The sequence below is a fragment of the Streptomyces sp. NBC_00005 genome, assembly GCF_045160215.1.
Classification (GTDB): Bacteria; Actinomycetota; Actinomycetes; order Streptomycetales; family Streptomycetaceae; genus Streptomyces.
Window position 1 is genome coordinate 7,636,907 of record NZ_CP108316.1, and the last position, 18,628, is coordinate 7,655,534.

Genomic DNA, 18,628 nt, shown 5'->3' on the forward strand with positions numbered 1-18,628 from the left:
CACACCAATCGGGCGCCGGGCACGAGCGGTTGCACGGCCTCGTGCGGGTTGCTGCGTCATCGCGGCCCCTCGGGTTCTGGTCGGCATCTCATTCGGCAAGAGCTTGCAGAGTCTTGCACAAGACTCCCACCACCTGCTCAACGGCTTCAATACACGGCTGCGCGGGGGTCGAGGAGAGGTCACGGGCGGGTAACTCTCGGTCCGTCTTGCAATTTTTTGCTGCAAGGTCTTTCGGTGTCGCTTACATCGCTGTTACGTTCACGTCGCCCGGCGGCCGCAACGGCGCAGTCGGCAAGTCGGCAGGGACGGCAGACGGGGCTGTTCCTTGCACCACACGGGCTTTCACCCTCAAGGAGAACTCATGCGGCGTGGCATAGCGGCCACCGCGCTGGTGGCGTCCCTCGCCCTCGCGGCGACGGCCTGCGGCAGCAGTGACAGCGGCAGCGACAAGTCGGACGGTCCGGTCACCATCACCTGGTGGGACACCTCCAACGCCACCAATGAGGCGCCGACGTACAAGGCCCTGGTCAAGCAGTTCGAGGCCGCCAACAAGAACATCAAGGTCAACTACGTCAACGTCCCCTTCGACCAGGCGCAGAACAAGTTCGACACCGCCGCCGGCTCCAAGGGCGCCCCGGACGTGCTGCGTTCCGAGGTCGGCTGGACCCCCGCCTTCGCCAAGAAGGGCTACTTCCTGCCGCTGGACGGCACCGAGGCCCTCAAGGACCAGGGCAAGTTCCGGTCCAACCTGATCGAGCAGGCCAAGTACGACGGCAAGACCTACGGTGTCCCGCTGGTCACCGACACCCTCGCCCTCGTCTACAACAAGGCCCTGTTCAAGAAGGCCGGCATCACCGAGGCCCCCAAGACCTGGGACGAGCTGAAGGCCGACGCCTCCAAGATCGACGCCAAGGAGAACGTCTACGGCTACTGGGGCTCCACCCAGTCCTACTACGCGCAGACCTTCCTCTACGGCGAGGGCACCGACACGGTCGACGCCTCCGCCAAGAAGATCACCGTGAACTCCGCCGCCGCGAAGAAGGCCTACGGCACCTGGCTGAGCCTCTTCAAGGGCCAGGGCCTGCACAAGGCCGACGTCACCGCCGACGCCTATGCCCACATCCAGGACGCGTTCGTCAACGGCAAGGTCGCCTCGATCATCCAGGGCCCGTGGGAGATCACGAACTTCTACAAGGGCTCGGCCTTCAAGGACAAGTCCAACCTCGGCATCGCCACCGTCCCGGCCGGTTCCACCGGCAAGGCGGGCGCCCCGACCGGCGGCCACAACCTGGCGGTGTACGCCGGCTCGGACAAGTCCCACCAGGCGGCCGCGCTGAAGTTCGTCAACTTCATGACCTCCGCGAAGTCCCAGACGGAGATCGCCCTGAAGAACTCCACCCTGCCGACCCGCGACGACGCCTACACCGCCGAGGTCAAGGCGGACCCGGGCATCGCCGGCTTCCAGACGGTCCTGCCCGCCGCCCAGCCGCGCCCCGCGCTGCCCGAGTACAGCTCCCTGTGGACCCCGCTGGACACCGAGCTGACCTCGATCGCAGGTGGCAAGGAGTCCCTCGACAAGGGCCTGAGCAACGCTGAACTCGCCATCGCCAAGCTGGTGCCGGACTTCAGCAAGTAAGCCCCGTGTGGCCGTCGCATCCGCCTGAGCATGGGGGGACGGATGCGGCGGTCACCGGCCTGTGCCCAGCCACTTCACAGAGCCGCAGAACTTCCAGAAGGTGTCGAACATGACAGTCGCCATCGACCGCGCCACCGGCAAGCGCCACGGTGACCGCGCGCCGCGGCCCGGGCTGGGCCAACGCCTCAAGCACGGCTACCAGAGGCACTGGTACGCCTACGCGATGATCGCCCCGGTGATCGTCGTACTCGGCGTCCTCGTGCTGTACCCGTTGGTGTACGGCCTCTACCTGACGCTGACGGACGCCAACAGCCTCAACACCGCGCGCACGATCGGCGTCAACCACATCGACGCCACCTACAAGTTCATCGGGCTCGACAACTACAAGGACATCCTGTGGGGCCCGACGGCGTACGACCGCTTCTGGTCGCACTTCATCTGGACGATCGTGTGGACGGCGCTCTGCGTCACCCTGCACTACACGATCGGTCTCGGCCTCGCGCTGCTCCTCAACCTGAAGCTGCGCGGGCGGACGCTGTACCGGCTGATCCTCATCCTGCCGTGGGCCGTGCCGACCTTCGTCACCGTCTTCGGCTGGCGCTTCATGCTCGCCGACGGCGGCATCATCAACCTGGCCCTGGACGCGCTGCACCTGCCGTCACCGGACTGGCTGGAGGACACCTTCTGGCAGCGGTTCGCCGCGATCATGGTCAACACCTGGTGCGGTGTGCCGTTCATGATGCTCTCGCTGCTCGGCGGCCTGCAGTCCATCGACACCTCGCTGTACGAGGCCGCCGAGATGGACGGCGCGACAGCCTGGCAACGCTTCCGGTACGTCACACTGCCGGGCTTGAGGTCCGTCAGCTCCACCGTCGTACTGCTCGGCATCATCTGGACCTTCAACCAGTTCGCCATCATCTTCCTGCTGTTCGGCAACACCGCCCCGGACGCGCAGATCCTGGTGACGTGGGCCTACTACCTCGGTTTCGGACAGCAGCCGCGCGACTTCGCACAGTCGGCCGCCTACGGCATCCTGCTGCTGGCCATCCTGATCGTCTTCACCTCCTTCTACCGCCGCTGGCTGAACCGCAATGACCAGCAGCTCGCGATCTGAGGCAGGAGTCACCATGAGCACCGCAACACCTCCCGAAACCAAGCCCGGCCGCCCGGTGACCCCGCAGGTTCGCGCCAACTCAAGGCTCCGCCCGGTCCGCCGGGGCGACAGCAGCCCCGCCGCGCGCCTCGTCTCCCACGGCATCCTGATCGTCGCGAGCCTGATCGCGCTCTTCCCCGTCGCCTGGCTGATCTACCTGTCCCTCGGCCCGGACAAGGACGACTACCTTCACCCCGGCGGCATCTGGGGCAAGATGTCATTCGCCAACTACACGTTCGTGCTGCAGCACACGCAGTTCTTCGACTGGCTGCTGACCACGATGATCGTCACGCTCGGCACCACGGCCATCGGCGTGATCATCTCCTCCACCACCGGCTACGCCGTATCGCGCATGCGTTTTCCGGGCTACAAGAAGTTCATGTGGGTGCTACTGCTCACGCAGATGTTCCCGGTAGCCGTACTCATGGTGCCGATGTACCAGATCCTGTCGGACCTGCAGCTCATCGACACGTACCTTGGGCTCATCCTCGTCTACTGCTCGACCGTCGTCCCGTACTGCGCGTGGCTGATGAAGGGCTACTTCGACACCATCCCGTTCGAGATCGACGAGGCGGGACGCGTCGACGGGCTGACCCCCTTCGGCACGTTCGCGCGACTGATCCTGCCGCTCGCCAAGCCGGGCCTCGCGGTCGCGGCCTTCTACAGCTTCCTCACGGCCTTCGGCGAGGTCGCGTTCGCGTCGACGTTCATGCTGTCCGACACCAAGTACACCTTCGCCGTCGGCCTGCAGACCTTCGTCAGCGAGCACGACGCCCAGCGCAACCTGATGGCCGCCACCGCGGTGCTGATCGCGATACCCGTCTCCGCGTTCTTCTACCTCGTGCAGAAGAACCTGGTGACCGGCCTCACTGCGGGCGGCACGAAGGGCTGAACCCTCCGGGGGCTTGAGACCCGAGGCGGCCGCGGTGTCCATCCGACCCCGCTGTCACTGCGGCCGCCTCGTCACCAGTCGCCGTACGCACATCTGACCAATGACTCCGTTACATCAAGGACGCCATGAGCCAGCAGCACTCCGCCATCGCCCCGGCCCCCACCCCCGCCAAAGCCAAGCGCGGCGACTGGTGGCGGGATGCGGTGATCTACCAGGTCTATCCACGCAGCTTCGCCGACAGCAACGGCGACGGCATGGGTGATCTGGAGGGCGTACGTTCCCGACTCCCGTACCTGCGCGACCTGGGCGTGGACGCCGTGTGGCTCAGCCCCTTCTACGCCTCCCCGCAGGCCGACGCCGGCTACGACGTCGCCGACTACCGGGAGGTGGACGCCATGTTCGGCAACCTCCTGGACGCCGACGCGCTGATCCGCGACGCCCGCGAGCTGGGGCTCAGGATCATCGTCGACCTCGTGCCCAACCACTCCTCCGACCAGTACGAGTGGTTCAAGCGGGCGCTGCGCGAAGGCCCGGGCTCGTCCCTGCGCGACCGCTACCACTTCCGCCCCGGCAAGGGCGCGAGCGGCGAACTCCCGCCCAACGACTGGGAGTCGATCTTCGGCGGCCCGGCCTGGACGCGGGTCACCGAACCGGACGGCACCCCCGGGGAGTGGTACCTCCACCTCTTCGCCCCCGAGCAGCCCGACTTCAACTGGGAACACCCGGCCGTCGGCGACGAGTTCCGCTCGATCCTGCGCTTCTGGCTGGACATGGGCGTCGACGGTTTCCGCATCGACGTGGCCCACGGCCTGGTCAAGGCGGAGGGTCTGCCCGACCTCGGCTCCCACGAGCAACTGAAGCTGCTGGGCAACGATGTCATGCCGTTCTTCGACCAGGACGGCGTGCACGAGATCTACCGCCAGTGGCGCCGCATCCTCGACGAGTACAGCGGCGAGCGCATCTTCGTCGCCGAGGCCTGGACCCCGACGGTCGAGCGCACCGCCAACTACGTCCGCCCCGACGAACTGCACCAGGCCTTCAACTTCCAGTACCTGAGCACGGAATGGGACGCGGAGGAGCTCCGCAAGGTCGTCGACCGCACGCTGGACGCCATGCGCCCGGTCGGTGCCCCCGCCACCTGGGTCCTGTCCAACCACGACGTCACCCGCCACGCCACCCGCTTCGCCAACCCGCCCGGCCTCGGCACCCAGATCCGTCTGGCCGGCGACCGCGAACTCGGCCTGCGCCGGGCCCGCGCCGCCACCCTCCTCATGCTCGCGCTGCCCGGATCGGCCTATGTCTACCAGGGCGAGGAACTCGGCCTCCCGGACGTCGTCGACCTCCCGGACGAGGTGCGCCAGGACCCGGCCTACTTCCGCGGCGCCGGCCAGGACGGCTTCCGCGACGGCTGCCGGGTGCCGATCCCGTGGACGCGCGAGGGATCGTCGTACGGCTTCGGCAGCGGCGGCAGCTGGCTGCCGCAGCCCGCGGGCTGGGGCGAGTTGAGCGTCGAGGCGCAGCAGGGCGTGCCGGGCTCGACGCTCGAGCTGTACCGCTCCGCCTTCGCCGTCCGCCGCGAGCAGCCCGACCTGGGCGCGGGCGACGCGGTGGAGTGGCTGCGCGCCCCCGAGGGCGTACTCGCCTTCCGGCGCGGGGAGTTCGTGTGCGTCGCGAACACCAGCGGCGAGTCCGTGACGACTCAGGCGTACGGCCGCGTCCTGCTCACCAGCGGCGAGGTGACCGAGGCGGACGGCGAGGCGAAGGTGCCGGCGGACACGACGGTGTGGTTCACGACGGCGTGACCGGCCGCAGGGCCTGACGGCCTTTCTGAAAGTTCTTGCATCAACTTCACACGGCCCGCTGCCTTTTCAGGCAGCGGGCCTTTAACATCTCCGACACCGCAAGTTTGCGGGAAAGTTGCAGCAAGAACCTTCAACGGTGAAGGAGCCCCCACATGGCACGCAGAACCCTGTCGGTGACCGTCGCCCTCACAGCGGCCGCCTTTGTCATGAACCCGACCTACGCGCACGCCTCCCCGCCCGGCACCAAGGACGTCACCGCCGTCCTCTTCGAGTGGAACTTCGCCTCCGTCGCCAAGGAGTGCACCAACACCCTCGGCCCCGCCGGCTACGGATACGTCCAGGTCTCCCCGCCCGCCGAGCACATACAGGGCTCGCAGTGGTGGACGTCGTACCAACCGGTGAGCTACAAGATCGCGGGCCGGCTCGGTGACGCGACGGCTTTCCAGAACATGGTGAACACCTGTCACACGGCGGGCGTGAAGGTCGTCGTCGACACCGTCATCAACCACATGTCGGCGGGCAGCGGCACCGGCACGGGCGGCTCGTCGTACACGAAGTACAACTACCCCGGCCTGTACTCCTCGGCCGACATGGACGACTGCACGTCCACGGTCAGCGACTACACCAACCGCGCCAACGTCCAGAACTGCGAACTCGTCGGTCTCGCCGACCTGGACACGGGGGAGGAGTACGTCCGCGCCACCATCGCCGGCTACATGAACACCCTGCTCGGCTACGGAGCCGACGGCTTCCGCATCGACGCCGCCAAGCACATCCCGGCGACCGACCTCGCGAACATCAAGTCCCGCCTGAGCAACCCGTCGGTGTACTGGAAGCAGGAGGTCATCTACGGCAGCGGAGAGGCCGTCCAGCCCACCGAGTACACGGGCAACGGCGATGTCCAGGAGTTCCGCTACGCCTACGACCTCAAGCGTGTCTTCAACAACGAGAACCTCGCCTACCTCAAGAACTACGGCGAGGGCTGGGGCTACATGAGCAGCTCGGTCGCCGGCGTCTTCGTCGACAACCACGACACCGAGCGCAACGGCAGCACCCTCAACTACAAGGACGGTGCGAACTACACGCTGGCCAATGTCTTCATGCTGGCCTACCCGTACGGCGCCCCGGACATCAACTCCGGCTACGAGTGGTCCGACGCGGACGCCGGACCGCCCAACAACGGTTCCGTCACCGCCTGTTGGCAGGACGGCTGGAAGTGCCAGCACGCCTGGCCGGAGATCAAGTCGATGGTCGCCTTCCGCAACGCCACGCGCGGTGAGTCGATGACCAACTGGTGGGACGACGGCGCCGACGCCATCGCCTTCGGCCGGGGCAGCAAGGGCTACGTCGTCATCAACCACGAGACGAGCTCGCTGACCCAGACGTTCCAGACGTCGCTGGCGGCGGGGACGTACTGCAACGTGCAGAACAACACGTCGGTGACGGTGAACAGTTCGGGCCAGTTCACGGCCACCCTGGGTTCGAACACGGCCCTGGCGATCTACACCGGCAAGACGAGCTGCTGAGCAACTGAAGGGGAACGTGGGATTGACGCTCGCAGAGTGTCGTCCTACGTTCCCTGCTGTCTATGGGAGCGCTCCCATGCGTTCCTGTGAAGGGAGCACCATGCAGCGCAGACAAGGAAAATGGGCGTTGACGTCGTTGGCGGCTCTGCTGACAGCCACCGGCGCCACCGCTGCAACCCTGCCGGAGGCGCCCGCCGCCACCACGGCCACCATCAACGGCTCGACCAGGTACCAGCCGATCGACGGCTTCGGCATCTCCGAGCACTTCGGGCGAGCCGCCATCATGAACGGCTCGCAGGGCTTATCGGCCCAGCATCAGCGCGAGATCCTGGACGCGCTGTTCAACCGCACCAGCGGCGCCGGCCTCAGCATCCTGCGCCTCGGCATCGACTCCGGCATCCAGCCCACCGACCCCGGCGGCCCGAATGCGACCCCCAAGTACACGTGGGACGGCTACGACAAGGGCCAGGTATGGCTGGCCAAGCAGGCCAAGGCCTACGGCGTGAACCGCTTCTACGCCGACGCCTGGACGGCCCCCGGCTACATGAAGACCAACGGTACGGACGCAAACGGCGGCACGCTCTGCGGCCTGTCCGGAGCCGCCTGCGCGAGTGGCGACTGGAGGAAGGCGTATGCCGACTTCCTCGTCCAGTACGCCAGGTTCTACGGCCAGGAGGGCATCGGCATCAACGACATCGGGTTCACCAACGAACCCGACTGGACGGCGACGTACGACTCCATGCGGCTCACCCCTGCCCAGGCGGTCGAGTTCACGAAGACCTTCGGCCCCATCGCCAACGCGGCCGGATACAAGGTCACTTGCTGCGACTCCTTCGGCTGGACCCAGCAGAAGGCCTACAGCAGCGCGATCGAGGCCGACGCGACGGCGCGGGGTTACGTGAGCACCCACACCGGCCACTCCTACGCGAGCGCGGTCGACGGCCCCCTGCCGACGCAGAAGCGCACCTGGATGTCGGAGTGGTCGCCCAACGGCACCACCTGGAACGAGAACTGGGACGACGGCAGCGGCTACGACGGCCTCACCGTCGCCTCCGCGATCCACGACGCCCTCACCAAGGGCAACACCAGCGGCTATGTGTACTGGTACGGCGCCTCGACCGGCGCCACCCGAGGCCTGATCCAGATGGACGGCGACAGCTATCACGTCTCCAAGCGGCTGTGGGCGATGGCGAACTACAGCCGCTTCATCCGCCCCGGAGCCACCCGCATCGGCGCCACGACCGGCGACTCGAACCTCAAGCTGTCGGCGTTCCGCAACACCGACGGCACGGTGACGGTCGTGGCCCTGAACGCGTCCACCAGCGCCAACCCGGTCACCTTCAGCCTGCGGAACACCGGGATCACCAACGGGACGGCGACCCCGTACCTGACCGACAACACCCACAGCACGGCGCAGCAGCAGACCGTGACGGTCAGCGGGAGTTCACTGACTGTCACGGTCCCGGCCCGGTCTCTGGTCACCTACACCGTCAGGCGATGGAGCCGGCTCGCTCTGAGGGCGACCGCAAACAGGCGGAGGTGACAGAGGGTGAGCCGCCCCCGGCGCTCAGCCGGTGCCGGAGGGATGACAGCGGCCACAAGCCGTTCGAGCGTCCGTGAACCTCAACCCACCCGGGTTGGAATCCCCCTCTAGAGGCAATGCCGTTGCGTTAGCTTGCGGGCGTACGCTGAAGTTCAGTGGTCCCGGGGGTGGTTCGGGTGGCTGCAAGCGTCTCTGAGTTATCGGGTTTAGGCCTGCTGACCTGGGTCTATCCGCCAGGTCTGGTGGATCGGGTGGTGGCTGCCTGTGGTCGTGTGGAGCAACGCAAGCGCCTGCTCCCGGCCCGGCTGGTGGTGTATTTCGTGCTGGGGCTGGCCCTGTTCTCGCCCGCTCCGTATCTGGACGTGATGCGGCATCTGGTCGAGGGACTGCGCGGCCTGCGCCTGCTGGGCACCTGGCATGTCCCGGCGAAGTCGTCGCTGTTTCGGGCCCGGCAGCGGCTGGGCCCGGAACCACTGCGGGTGCTGTTCACCACGACCGCGAAACCGATGGGCACCGAAGCCACCCCGGGCGCCTTCTGGCGCGGACTGCGGCTGCTGGCGGTGGACGGGACCTGCTGGGACGTCGCCGACAGCCCGGCCAATGAGGCTGCCTTCGCACGCCCCGGAAACACCCGCGGCCACGACAAAAGCGCCTTTCCCCAGGTGCGGATGGCCTGCCTGGTGGAGGTCGGCACGCACCTCGTACTGGACGCCGAACTCGCCGGCTGCCGCACCGGGGAAGTGACCTTGGTGAGCCGTCTGCCCCGTTCCTGCGGCCCCGGGCAACTGGTCCTGGCCGACCGCGAGTTCCTCGGTGTGCCGTTGTGGCGGTCCTTCACCGCCACCGGCGCTCAGCTGCTGTGGCGGGTGCCCGCCAACCGGGTCCTGCCTGTCGAGCGGCAGTTGCGGGACGGGTCCTGGCTTTCGCGCATCCACGCCCACACCGATCCGGCCCACACCGACCCGGTCACCGTGCGGGTAATGGCCTACCGGCTGAACGGCACCGGCCATGCTGCCGAGGGCTACCGGCTGGTGACCAGCCTGCTCGACGCCCGCCGCTATCCCGCCCGCCAGCTGGCCGCGCTCTACCAGGAGCGCTGGGAAGTAGAGAGCGTCTTCGCCGAGATCAAGACCCATCAACGCGGAGCCCACGTCGTCCTCAGCAGCAAAACCCCCGACGGCGCCCTGCAGCAGATCTGGGCACACCTGCTGGTCCACCACGCCCTGCGCGAACTGATGGTGAGAACGGCCGCGACCCGGGGCCTGGACCCCGACCGGATTTCCTTCACCGAAACTCTGCGCTCCGCCCGACGCAGTGTGACCGTCACGCCGGGCAGTTTTTCCCCCTGACCTCCTGGTCAGAACGCTCGTCCTGCTCCAGCACGACCTACTCGAACGACTCCTGCCGGCCAGACGCCTGCGCAGCCAGCCCCGCGTCATCAAACGCAAGATGTCCAACTACCGGCTCAAACGGGCCGAACACCACACCTGGCCCCAACCCACCCGAACCGGCACCCGAGCAATCACCATTCAACGACCCCAACCGGCAAACCCGTAACGCAACGGCATTGCCTCTAGAGGGGGAGGCAGCGCTACGGCTCCCGGGAGTGCCAGCGCGCCGGCAGCCACTGCGCTGGCCGTGCGCCGGAAGACGCCCGGGGGTCGGTGTCTGGTCATGTGCGGCTCCGATGACAGGTGTTTGGGTTTCAACCAGTGGTGAGAGTGGGGCCGTTGGGAAGGCTCATCAAGAATGCTCGTGAAAGTTCTTGCTATGAGTTTCAAGTCTCTTGCTGTAAACCTTGCGTTAGCGATACGGTCGCGCGGGGTCGGACCCAGAGAGCCGTGATCGCAAGGAGTTCCCGCCTGTGATATCGAGATGGCCGGCGCCGCCGAAGCGCCGTATCGCCCGTGTCAGACGGGTCGTGGCGGTCACCGTCGCCGCGCTCGCCGCAGCCCTGGTGCAGCCGCTCGCGGCGCACGCCGACAGCCCGCCCGCGCCGCCGTCCGATGCGAAGCTCGCCGCCGAGCCCGCCCGGCACGACGACACCCGTGATCAGTTCTACTTCGTCATGCCGGACCGTTTCGCCAACGGCGACACGTCCAACGACGAGGGCGGGCTGACGGGTTCGCGCCTGAGCACCGGCTACGACCCCACCGACAAGGGCTTCTACCAGGGCGGCGATCTCAAGGGCCTGACCAAGAAGCTCGACTACATCAAGGGCCTGGGCACGACATCGATCTGGATGGCCCCGATCTTCAAGAACCGGCCCGTGCAGGGCACGGGCGCCAACGCCTCGGCCGGCTACCACGGTTACTGGATCACCGACTTCACCCAGGTCGACCCGCACTTCGGGACCAACAAGGACCTGGCGACCCTCATCTCCAAGGCGCACGCCAAGGGCATGAAGGTCTTCTTCGACGTCATCACCAACCACACGGCGGATGTCGTCGACTATGAGGAGAAGTCCTACGACTACCTCTCCAAGGGCGCCTTCCCGTACCTGACCAAGGACGGCGAGCCCTTCGACGACGCCGACTACGCGGACGGCAGCAGGAAGTTCCCCGCCGTCGACGCCGGCTCCTTCCCGCGTACGCCGACCGTCGCGGCCGCGGACAAGAACGCCAAGGTGCCCTCCTGGCTGAACGACCCGACGATGTACCACAACCGCGGTGACTCGACCTACACGGGCGAGTCGACCACGTACGGCGACTTCTCCGGCCTCGACGACCTGTGGACCGAGCGTCCCGAGGTCGTCAGCGGCATGGAGAAGATCTACGAGCGCTGGGTGCGCGACTTCGACATCGACGGCTTCCGGATCGACACCGTGAAGCACGTCGACATGGACTTCTGGACGCAGTGGGCGACCGCCCTCGACGCGTACGCGGCCAAGCAGGGGCGCAAGAACTTCTTCATGTTCGGCGAGGTCTACTCCGCCGACACGTCGGTCACTTCGCCGTACGTCACCCAGGGCCGACTCGACGCCACTCTCGACTTCCCCTTCCAGGACGCGGCCCGCACCTACGCCTCGCAGGGCGGCAGTGCGCAGAAGCTGGCGTCGGTCTTCGGCGACGACTACAAGTACACGACCGACAAGGCCAACGCGTACGAGCAGGTCACCTTCCTCGGCAACCACGACATGGGCCGTATCGGGTACTTCCTCGACCAGGACAACCCGAAGGCCACCGATGCCGAACTCCTGGCCAAGGACAAGCTCGCCAACGAGCTGATGTTCCTCAGCCGCGGCAACCCGGTCGTCTACTACGGCGACGAGCAGGGCTTCACCGGCTCCGGCGGGGACAAGGACGCCCGGCAGACGATGTTCGCCTCGAAGGTCGCCGACTATCTCGACGACGACGAGATCGGCACCGACCGCACGCACGCGAGCGATGCCTACGACACGAGTGCGCCGCTGTACCAGCAGATCGCGGAGCTCTCCAAGCTCCGCACGGACAACCCGGCGCTTACGGACGGGGTGCAGACGCAGCGGTACGCGGCCGACGGGGCCGGGGTCTACGCCTTCTCGCGTACGGATGCCAAGACGGGTACCGAGTACGTCGTCGCGTTCAACAACGCCGGTGAGGCGAAGACGGCGACGTTCGCGACCGGCTCGGCGGGCATGAAGTTCCGTGGGATCTACGGGACTTCGGACCAGGTGACGTCCGACGCCGACAAGAAGGTCACCGTCACGGTCCCGGCCGGCTCGGCGATCGTCCTGAAGGCGGCGGGCAGGCCGGCCAAGCCGTCCACTGCACCGACCCTGACCCTCAAGGCCCCCGACGCGGGCGCCACCGGCACGGTCGAGTTGTCGGCGGACGTGGACGGCGGGCAGCTCAACCGGGTCGTGTTCGCCGCCCAGGTCGGAGGCGGCAAGTGGCGGACTCTGGGCTCCGCCGACCATGCCCCGTACAAGGTCACCCAGGCCATCGGCAAGGACGTACCGTCAGGAACTGCCTTGCGCTACAAGGCGGTTGTCATCGACTCGGCCGGACACACGGCGAGTGCCACGGCGGCCTCCACCACCGGCACCCCGCCCGCCGAGGAGATCCCCACCGCCTCCTCCCGCGACTACGCGATCGTCCACTACAAGCGCACCGACGGCGACTACGACAAGTGGGGTCTGTACGCCTGGGGCGACCTGGCCGACGGTGAGTCGACCACCTGGCCGGCCGGCCATCCCTTCGTCGGACGTGACGCGTACGGCGCCTTCGCCTACGTCAAGCTGAAGCCGGGCGCCTCCAGTGTCGGCTTCCTGGTCGTCGACAAGGATGGCAACAAGGACGTCTCCGCCGACCGCACGATCGACGTCACCAAGACCGGTGAGGTGTGGATCGAGCAGGGCAAGGAGGCCGTACAGACCGAACGGCCCGACTACCCACCACAGGACAAGACCAAGGCCGTCATCCACTACCACCGCGCCGATGGCGACTACGACGGCTGGGGTCTGCATGTGTGGACCGGTGCCGCCAACCCCACGGACTGGTCGAGCCCGCTGAAGCCGGTGAAGACCGACGCCTATGGGGCGGTCTTCGAGGTGCCGCTCAACGACGGTGCCACCAGCCTCAGTTACATCATCCACAAGGGCGACGAGAAGGACCTCTCCGCCGACCAGTCGCTGGACCTCAAGGCGGGCGGCTACGAGGTGTGGCTCCTGAACGGCCAGGAGAAGTACCTGCTGCCGCAGCCCGCGGGGTCGGCCGCCGCGCTCGACCTGACCACCTCCAAGGCGGTCTGGATCGACAAGAACACCGTCGCCTTCAACGGTTCCGACGCCGCCGCCTCCACCCAGCTGCTCTATTCCCATGACGGCTCGATCGCCGTGAAGGACGGGGCTCTGACGAGCGACGACGAGCGCTGGCTGCGGCTGAGCAAGACCACGCTCACCGACGCCCAGAAGGCGAAGTTCCCGTATCTGAAGGACTACACGGCCTGGTCGGTCGACCCGCGCGATGGCGACCGGGTGCGTGAGGCGCTCGACGGGCAGATCGTCGCCTCGCAGCGGGCCGCGAACGGAGCCGTGCTGGCGGCGACCGGCGTCCAGATCGCCGGCGTACTCGACGACGTCTACGCAAGCGCCACCAAGGCCGAGTTGGGGCCGACGTTCCACAACGGCCGTCCCACGCTTGCCGTTTGGGCGCCCACCGCGCAGTCGGTGAAGCTCGAACTCGACGGCTCCACCGTGGCCATGAAGCGCAACGACTCCACGGGCGTCTGGTCCGTCACCGGCCCCAAGTCCTGGAAGGGCAAGGCGTATCGGTACGTCGTGAAGGTGTGGGCGCCGACCGTGCGGAAGGTCGTCACCAACAAGGTCACCGACCCCTACTCCCTCGCCCTCACCGCCAACTCCGAGCGCAGCCTCGTCACCGACCTGGACGACAAGTCCCTTGCGCCCAGCGGCTGGTCGAGCCTCGCCAAGCCCAAGGCCGTACCGCTGAAGGACGCCCAGATCCAGGAGCTGCACATCCGGGACTTCTCCGTCGCGGACAAGACAGTGCCGGCCAAGGACCAGGGCACCTATCTCGCCTTCACCGACAAGGACAGCGACGGCTCGAAGCATCTGCGCGAGCTTGCCAAGTCCGGGACGTCGTACGTCCATCTGCTGCCCGCCTTCGACATCGCCACCATCCCCGAGAAGAAGGCGGACCAGGCGAGCACCGACTGCGACCTCGCCTCCTACGCGGCCGACTCCGACAAGCAGCAGGAGTGCGTCGCGAAGAGTGCCGCGAAGGACGCTTACAACTGGGGCTACGACCCGTACCACTACACGGTCCCCGAGGGCTCGTACGCGACCGACCCGGACGGGACGGGCCGCACCGTCGAGTTCCGCAAGATGGTCAAGTCGCTGAACCAGGACGGTCTGCGGGTCGTCATGGACGTCGTCTACAACCACACGGCGGCCAGCGGTGAGGCGGACACATCCGTCCTCGACCAGGTCGTGCCCGGCTACTACCAGCGCCTCCTCGCGGACGGCTCGGTGGCGAACAGCACCTGCTGCGCGAACACCGCCACCGAGAACGCCATGATGGGCAAGCTGGTCGTCGACTCGGTCGTCACCTGGGCCAAGGAGTACAAGGTCGACGGTTTCCGCTTCGACCTGATGGGACACCAGCCCAAGGCCAACATCCTCGCGGTCCGCACGGCGCTCGACGCGCTGACCCTCGCGAAGGACGGCGTCGACGGCAAGAAGATCATCATGTACGGGGAGGGCTGGAACTTCGGTGAGGTCGCCGATGACGCCCGCTTCGTCCAGGCCACCCAGAAGAACATGGCCGGAACCGGCATTGCGACCTTCTCCGACCGGGCCCGGGACGCCGTGCGCGGCGGCAGCCCCTTCGACGCCGACCCCGGGGTCCAGGGCTTCGCCTCCGGCTTGTACACCGACCCCAACTCATCGACGGCCAACGGCACGTCCGCCGAGCAGAAGGCCCGTCTGCTGCACTACCAGGACCTGATCAAGATCGGTCTGACCGGCAACCTCGCCAAGTACCGCTTCACCGACACCGACGGCAAGGAGGTCACCGGCGCCGAGGTCGACTACAACGGCCAGAGCGCCGGCTACGCGGACGCACCCGGCGACGCCGTCGCCTACGCCGACGCCCACGACAACGAGTCGCTCTTCGACGCCCTCACCTACAAACTGCCCAAGGACACCTCCGCGGCCGACCGGGCCCGGATGCAGGTCCTCGCGATGGCGACGGCCACCCTCTCGCAGGGGCCGTCCCTCTCGCAGGCGGGCTCCGACCTGCTGCGTTCCAAGTCCCTGGACCGCAACTCCTTCGACAGCGGCGACTGGTTCAACGCCATCCACTTCAACTGCACCGACGGCAACGGCTTCGGGCGCGGACTGCCGATGGCGCCCGACAACGCCGACAAGTGGCCATACGCGAAACCGCTGTTGACCTCCGTCAAGGTCGGCTGCCCGCAGATCGACGGCGCCTCGGCGTCGTATCAGGACCTGCTGAAGATCCGCTCCACCGAGAAGGCGTTCTCCCTGGACACCGCCGGTCAGGTGCAGTCGAAGCTGTCCTTCCCGCTGTCCGGCAAGGACGAGACCCCCGGCGTCATCACCATGGAACTCGGCGATCTCGTCGTCGTGTTCAACGCGACGCCGAGCAAGCAGGAGCAGCGCGTCGAGGCCCTGGCAGGCACCGGCTACCGACTGCATCCGGTGCAGGCGACCGGCGCGGACCCTATCGTCAAGTCCGCTTTCTATGAGCGGGAATCGGGCACGTTCGCCGTTCCGGGGCGTAGTGTCGCCATATTCTCCCGGATCTCCTGATAGGGGCATTACTTTGGTGGGGCAGGCCGCGAACCGCGGTCTGCCCCACCGGTGTTGTCCAAGGGCTGAAAGATGGACGTCAACGGCAAGCTGACAGACACGACCGTGCTGGTCGTGGACGACGTGGCGGCCAGCCGGTACGCCATGGGCACCGTGCTGCGCCGGGCCGGGCACCAGGTCGTGCCGGTCGCCAGCGGTCAGGAGGCGCTGGTCGAGCTCGACGTACGGCTGCGCAAGGGAATCATGCCCGACGTGGCCCTCGTCGACGTGGACCTGCCGGACATGAGCGGCTTCGAACTGTGCCGTCGGCTCAAGGAACGGCCGCACATGGCGGGCCTGCCCGTCGTGCACTTCTCGGCCGCCGCCGTGCCGCCGGGCGACCGCTGCCCGGGGCTGGACGCGGGCGCCGAGACCTATCTGACGGTGCCCGCCGAGCCCGAGGAGATCGAGGCGGTGGTCCGGGCCGCGGTGCGTACCGCACGGCAGCGGGCCGACGACCAGGCGCTGGTACGGCGGCTGACGCAGCTGTCGCAGGCGATCGTGACCATCCAGTCCGCGCGCTCCCTGCAGGAACTCGCCGACGCCGCCGCCGACGGGACAGGGCGGCTCATCGGCTGCCCCGCCGCCGTCTTCGTCCTCGGTCCGGACGACGAGCTGTACCGCGGCCTGTCCCGGGACCGCACCTCCCTCGCGCTGCCGGACGCGGGCGCCCACCGGGCCGTGGCCGCCCTGCTCAGGCGGCTCACCCGCGGGCAGTCCGGCGTACAGATCACCACGGTGCCCGCGCCGCTGTGGCCCACCGGGTTCTTCCGGCCCGGAGTGCAGCACGACGCGCGCCTGGCGCTGGTCCTCACCCAGGACGGCAGGGCGCCCGTGTGCCTGGCCACGCCCACGCGCGGTCTGCGCCGGGTCAGCCCGGAGGGCGAGGCACTGCTCGCCCAGCTGGCACAGGCCACCGCGTTCGCCGCCGAGCCGCTGCTCATGTACCAGGTCGAGCGGCATGTCGCCCTCACCCTCCAGCACAGCTTCCTGCCCCAGCCGCACAAGCTGCCGGACCTGCCCGGCGTCGACCTCGCCGTCCGGTACGTGCCCGCGTCCCAGGAGACCGAGATCGGCGGCGACTTCTACGCGGCCCTGCGCACCGGCGAGGGTGTGCTCACTGCGGTCGGCGACGTCGTCGGGCACTCGCTGGAGGCGGCCACCGTCATGGTCGAGATCCGGCACGCGCTGCGCGCCCACTGCGTCGAGGAGAGCGACCCGGCCGTGCTCGCCGAGCGCCTCGACCGGATGCTCCAGCACTACCACCCCGATGTCACGGCCACGCTCTGCCTGGTCCTGATCGATCCCGCCACCGGGCGCACCCGGATCGCCAACGCGGGCCACATCCCGCCGCTGATCCTCGGGGACCACGGCAGCGCCGAGTACTCCAAGGCCACCGGCCCGCTGCTCGGCCTCGGCCTGCCCCACCCGCCGCCCACCGAGCTGTTCCTCGAACCCTCCGACCGGCTCCTCATGGTCACCGACGGCCTGATCGAGACCCGGGGCACGGACCTCACGGTCTCGATGGAGCACCTCCGCTCGGCGGCCGTCGGTGCCCTGCCCGGCCTGGAAGCCCTGTGCGACACGCTCCTGGCCTGCTTCGGCCACGACCGCGAGGACGACATCGCGATGCTGGCGCTTCAGCTGAGGAATTAGGGTTGTCCTGTCACTGCCGTAGAACAGGAGTGCCCATGCCGCAGATCACCGTCGACTACTCCCGCACGATCCCCTTCGACCGGGACGGTTTCGCCCGGGCCCTGCACGAGGCGACGGTCGAGATCGCGGCCGCGAAGCCGGAGGCGTGCAAGACGCAGTTCCGCCCGAGCGAGTTCACGGCCTTCGGGTACGAGGACCCCGACGAGGGCGGGCATGCCATCGTCCACGTCACCCTCGGCCTGCTCGCCGGGCGCACCGAGGAGACCAAGGCCAAGCTGACCGAAGCGGTCCTGGAACTCCTCCGCGAACACATCGAGGACGACGGTTTCGTGCTGCACGCCTCCGCGGAGGTGCGCGACCTCGACCCGTCGTACCGGAAGTTCGAGCGCTGAGCCCTTTCGTCAGGAAGCGAGTGCGATCAGCCGGGTCACCAGGTCCGCGAAGGGCCCTTCCGGCGGTTCGTCCTTGAGCATGCGGCGCAGCAGTGCGCCCATCTCCTCGTCGTAGGCGGCGCTCACGGCGGCCAGCGCGGCGAAGTCGTGCACGAGCTGGGCCTCCAGCTCGGCGCGCGGGATGCGCCGGCCGTCCAGCCACAGCAGCGCGGTCGACTCGGCGAGCGAGATCCAGGAGCGTACGACCATTTCCAGTCGCGCGGGCGGATCCTCGACGCCCAGATGCGAAACGATCTGGACATACGCCGCCTGCCGCACGGAGTCGATGAGCGCGTTGGTCGCCGACGAGCCCACGGCCGGGCCGCCGCGCATCAGCGCCGCGAAGCCGGGCCCGTGGTCGTCGACGAAGTCGAAGAAGCGGCGCATCACACGCCGCAGCCGGTCTCCGAGCGGACCCTCCTGCGGTTCGTCGAACCGGCCCGCCAGATCCTGCGCGGCACGCCTCAACGCGGCCTCGTACAGGCTGAGTTTGCCGGGGAAGTAGTGGTAGACGAGCGGGCGCGAGATGCCCGCGGCGGCTGCTATCTCGTCGATGGAGACGTCGTCGGGAGAGCGTTGGCTGAACAGTTCGAGGGCGACGCCGATCAACTGCTGCCGCCGCTCCTCGACTCCCATTCTGCGGCGTACCCCGGTAGTCATGCGAACACCTTACC

At 67.8% G+C, this 18,628-nt stretch carries 11 protein-coding genes; 10 read left to right on the forward strand and 1 reads right to left on the reverse strand.

Going from position 1 to position 18,628, the window contains the following annotated elements:
• Positions 1-361: 361 nt before the first annotated feature.
• The 10 genes from OG303_RS35020 to OG303_RS35065 all read left to right on the forward strand — a co-directional run bounded on the left by OG303_RS35020 (position 362) and on the right by OG303_RS35065 (position 17,915).
• Entirely contained in the window at positions 362-1,636 is a 1,275-nt protein-coding gene (locus OG303_RS35020) for an extracellular solute-binding protein (protein ID WP_405873498.1), read from the forward strand.
• A gap of 109 nt (positions 1,637-1,745) precedes the next feature.
• Entirely contained in the window at positions 1,746-2,750 is a 1,005-nt protein-coding gene (locus OG303_RS35025) for a carbohydrate ABC transporter permease (RefSeq protein ID WP_405873499.1), read from the forward strand.
• A gap of 13 nt (positions 2,751-2,763) precedes the next feature.
• Complete coding sequence (locus tag OG303_RS35030) at positions 2,764-3,681, forward strand: sugar ABC transporter permease (RefSeq protein ID WP_405873500.1); 918 nt, start codon at positions 2,764-2,766, stop codon at positions 3,679-3,681.
• A 125-nt stretch (positions 3,682-3,806) separates the two neighbouring features.
• Positions 3,807-5,483 carry a glycoside hydrolase family 13 protein gene (locus OG303_RS35035; protein ID WP_405873501.1) on the forward strand — a complete coding sequence of 559 codons (1,677 nt, stop codon included), beginning with the start codon at positions 3,807-3,809 and terminating at the stop codon, positions 5,481-5,483.
• A 152-nt stretch (positions 5,484-5,635) separates the two neighbouring features.
• Positions 5,636-7,009, forward strand: a complete 1,374-nt coding sequence (locus OG303_RS35040; RefSeq protein ID WP_405873503.1) for an alpha-amylase family protein — start codon at positions 5,636-5,638, stop codon at positions 7,007-7,009.
• 100 nt (positions 7,010-7,109) lie between these two features.
• The gene (locus OG303_RS35045) at positions 7,110-8,552 is read left to right on the forward strand and encodes a glycoside hydrolase family 30 protein (protein ID WP_405873504.1); all 1,443 of its coding nucleotides are present in this window, start codon (positions 7,110-7,112) and stop codon (positions 8,550-8,552) included.
• Positions 8,553-8,728: 176 nt separating this feature from the next.
• Complete coding sequence (locus OG303_RS35050) at positions 8,729-9,901, forward strand: IS4 family transposase (protein ID WP_405868176.1); 1,173 nt, start codon at positions 8,729-8,731, stop codon at positions 9,899-9,901.
• Between the two features lie 515 nt (positions 9,902-10,416).
• Entirely contained in the window at positions 10,417-15,828 is a 5,412-nt protein-coding gene (gene pulA, locus OG303_RS35055; RefSeq protein WP_405873505.1) for a pullulanase-type alpha-1,6-glucosidase, read from the forward strand.
• A 72-nt stretch (positions 15,829-15,900) separates the two neighbouring features.
• Positions 15,901-17,523: a SpoIIE family protein phosphatase gene (locus OG303_RS35060; RefSeq protein WP_405873507.1), complete on the forward strand. Its 1,623-nt coding sequence runs from the start codon at positions 15,901-15,903 to the stop codon at positions 17,521-17,523.
• 35 nt (positions 17,524-17,558) lie between these two features.
• Entirely contained in the window at positions 17,559-17,915 is a 357-nt protein-coding gene (locus OG303_RS35065) for a 5-carboxymethyl-2-hydroxymuconate Delta-isomerase (protein WP_405873508.1), read from the forward strand.
• A 9-nt stretch (positions 17,916-17,924) separates the two neighbouring features.
• Here the strand turns inward: OG303_RS35065 and OG303_RS35070 are convergent, their stop codons facing one another.
• Positions 17,925-18,614 (reverse strand): TetR/AcrR family transcriptional regulator, encoded by a 690-nt coding sequence (locus OG303_RS35070; RefSeq protein WP_405873509.1) that lies wholly within the window; start codon positions 18,612-18,614, stop codon positions 17,925-17,927.
• Positions 18,615-18,628: the final 14 nt, after the last annotated feature.